Below are 2,902 nucleotides of genomic sequence, written 5' to 3'. Positions count from 1 at the left end.
GTAACCATCTATATTTCCATACACCCTCTGAACCACCTTTATGTAAAGGCGATTCAAGAGATGTTAAAAATAAAAAATGATTGGATTTAACATTTATTTTTGCATAAAGCAAGGCAAAAGTGCCACTTTTTCTGCTGTACAAACAGGCTTGGCAGTAAGACGACTAACTAGCTCCTTGATGTAACACCCAGGAGATAACTTGTTCATATTACAGCTTTCTATGACAGAAAACATGAAGGCATAGTCAAGCGCAGAATCTTCACTGCCGATGTTCAGACAGTTTTTAAGATTCAGCTTGATGTGTCTCATCATTTGTTCTGCCAGGTTGTTAGACAACTCAAGGTTGCCATCCTGCAAAATGGTTTGCATTGCCGACCATTCAGTCTTGATATATTTAAGAGCCTTCTTTGTCAAAGCGCCCAAGCCTTTGTAATTCGATCTAGCAAATCGCTCAAACTTCTCTTTGATTCGGTCCATGATAGGCTTGCTCCTTTGAAGCCTTTCCACAAGAACCTGGTCGGCTGTTAAACCTGCCTTCTTGCAGTCATGCTCGATTCCAAATAGTCTACCTATCTCATCGATAAACCACATAGACAAGGAATGATTCTCTTCCAAGGACTCTACGAACTTTCGCCTTATATGTGTCAGGCATGCTGAACGATGTTGATCAGGATGAAGTTCATCATCGTCATATACTTTATATACTACATAACCGTCAGTAGTAAAGAAGCCGATAAAGTTGTCCAAGAACTGACGGATTGCCTTGAGGCCACGACTCCCATGCTCGTATATAAACCACACGAGCTTCTGGACATTAGCCTTGATTCCCCAAAAATAACGCTTCAAGTATTTACGGACACCTTCATCTGTCTTCACACCAACAAGACCTGAGGTCTCATCAATCATCCAATTGTGAGTCTTCTTGATAGTCGCCTCCCAGACATCTTTCATTTCCTTGCGGATATAAGAGATTATCTTATGTACGATGACTCCCAAGGTTTTCTCGTTCATATTCAATCCCATATGAGATAGCTTCTCTACAATTCTCGTAAATGGAGTATTGTAAGCGAAATGCTCGGTAAGAACATAAGTTATCAGTTCCAAGTCAAAGGAAACACCTTTAATCAAGCGGGTATTAGGACGAGTGACTCCACTTCCATGCCCAGGAACATAATAGCTTGCCACCTCGTAGAAATGCTCTTCGTAATGCTCAGGAATACGAATCAACTCACGATACCACCAAGTCTCCACTTCCCCATCGCGTTTCACAAAGTGTCCTCCTTCAGGAAGGGTAAAATACTCATGAAGCATATGATAGATAGGAGCAGTCGTATATGGCTTGTTCTTCTGATAATCTGTGCGAGTAGAACGCTTGTCCAATGCTTTTTTCTTCTTTTTTGCAGGAGTCTGGTCACCTGATGCAGAAGACGGAGTAGATGGAACGTCATCATTGGAATCTTCAGGCCAATCAGACTTTTCTTCTTCTCTCGTAACCTCTTTGCCAGACTTCAGCAAATTCTTTTGCTCCGCATTACGCTTGAACCGTTGGCGCTGGCGATAACGGGCCAGCCATTGTGCCTCCGATGCAGAGAGCGAAGACTTTTCAAGCATCGAAGTGAGTTTTGTAATCTTCTCATTCAAGGAAGCTATCAAGTTATCCGATGCCTTCTGGTGGTTAGCGCTATCCTTCATAATACGCTTTACATTTTCCAGGTTCTCCTCTCGCAGATGCTTAAGTTCCTCTTTATGGCGCTCAGCCTGTTCCTTCATCTGCTGCATATAGAACTCCTTCATATTGTCCTGCTGAGCCTTGAAGAACTGGCGATCCTCCTCACGCTGACGTTCGAAATCGGCACGCAAGGCTTGATCGTGAGTTATCAAATCTACCTGCCCACGATTCGCTGTTGCCATCTCATCCTTGAGACGAGCTATCTCAGCATAAGCCAAACGTAACTTCATTTCGTCATTCATGCCTACAAAGGTACTACTTTTTTCTGACATATGCAAGTTTTTTCGAAGATTTTTTATTACTAAAACACTAATAACCAGATAGTTAAACAATCAAACAACATCTTCTTTTATCTGCATTTTAGTGACTTGAACACCCTCTGTAAGCGTAACGAAGTCGCTCCAGCAAATTTTGTAGCAGGAACGATGTTCGTCGAATACAGGCAAAAAGAATTTTTCATCATCCAAGCGGATTTTTGTCAATTCAAAGCGGCGGCGACCACGATAGAGAATCTTCATTGTACGAAGATTCTTCGACATAAATATAAAAACCGATTCCTCGATATAAGGATCAAGCCCCATTTGGCTACGAACTACTTCTGAGAGAGTATCGATATCCTTACGCATATCCATAGGACCAGAATAAAAATAGTACTTCTGTCTACTTGTAAAGGATATCATTTCAGCCAACTATTTTGTGCAACAAAGCTGTAATCTCATTTACATTTGTCTCGCAAAGTGACAACTCCATCCCATTGCTGAACGATATGTGCATCGAGACGATACTGTATGTCGGGATAGAAGGAGCAGCCACAGGCATGGTCGGTTCTTCTGGCTTGCAAGAGTCCACACTTGAAGAAGCTGAGTTGACACTTGCTGCCGACTCAATCTCCAAGGGAACAAGAGACTTGTCACCATCAGGAGAAGCTGCCAACCTAGACTTGCTATTCCAAAAACACTTACGATAGTATCGAAGCACATTAGGATAAACATAACTACTGTCATCACAAAATTGTTTGAGAGAACGACCACGACCATACATCTCGAACTCACGAATGATGGCTGCGTAATCAACTTTTGCTTTCTTCTTATTTTCCATCTGTTACCATTTTTTAATCGGCAGCAAAGGTAATACTTATTTTTTAGCGGGCAATATGGAGAAGTAGATGGTTAC

At 41.9% G+C, this 2,902-nt stretch carries 3 protein-coding genes; all 3 read right to left on the bottom strand.

Features of this window, described 5'->3' with window-relative positions; genetic code table 11:
- Positions 1-93: 93 nt before the first annotated feature.
- From tnpC to DWV53_RS15000, 3 genes are read right to left on the bottom strand one after another with little or no spacing between them, the layout of a single operon-like run.
- Positions 94-2,001 (bottom strand): IS66 family transposase, encoded by a 1,908-nt coding sequence (gene tnpC / locus DWV53_RS15010; protein WP_118155412.1) that lies wholly within the window; start codon positions 1,999-2,001, stop codon positions 94-96.
- Between the two features lie 60 nt (positions 2,002-2,061).
- The gene (tnpB, locus tag DWV53_RS15005) at positions 2,062-2,409 is read right to left on the bottom strand and encodes an IS66 family insertion sequence element accessory protein TnpB (protein WP_118155410.1); all 348 of its coding nucleotides are present in this window, start codon (positions 2,407-2,409) and stop codon (positions 2,062-2,064) included.
- A gap of 1 nt (position 2,410) precedes the next feature.
- Positions 2,411-2,827, bottom strand: coding sequence for a hypothetical protein (locus DWV53_RS15000; protein ID WP_118155408.1), 417 nt, complete (start codon positions 2,825-2,827; stop codon positions 2,411-2,413).
- Positions 2,828-2,902 lie beyond the last annotated feature (75 nt).

It is taken from the genome of Segatella copri (assembly GCF_003465495.1).
Classification (GTDB): domain Bacteria; phylum Bacteroidota; class Bacteroidia; order Bacteroidales; family Bacteroidaceae; genus Prevotella; species Prevotella copri_G.
This window is presented reverse-complemented; position numbering and strand designations above follow the sequence as displayed.

What these genes read in the sequence shown, in the direction of transcription:
- tnpB (WP_118155410.1), bottom strand. Translation starts at nt 2,409, where the DNA reads ATGATATCCTTTACAAGTAGACAGAAGTACTATTTTTATTCTGGTCCT.
- DWV53_RS15000 (WP_118155408.1), bottom strand. Translation starts at nt 2,827, where the DNA reads ATGGAAAATAAGAAGAAAGCAAAAGTTGATTACGCAGCCATCATTCGT.
- tnpC (WP_118155412.1), bottom strand. Translation starts at nt 2,001, where the DNA reads ATGTCAGAAAAAAGTAGTACCTTTGTAGGCATGAATGACGAAATGAAG.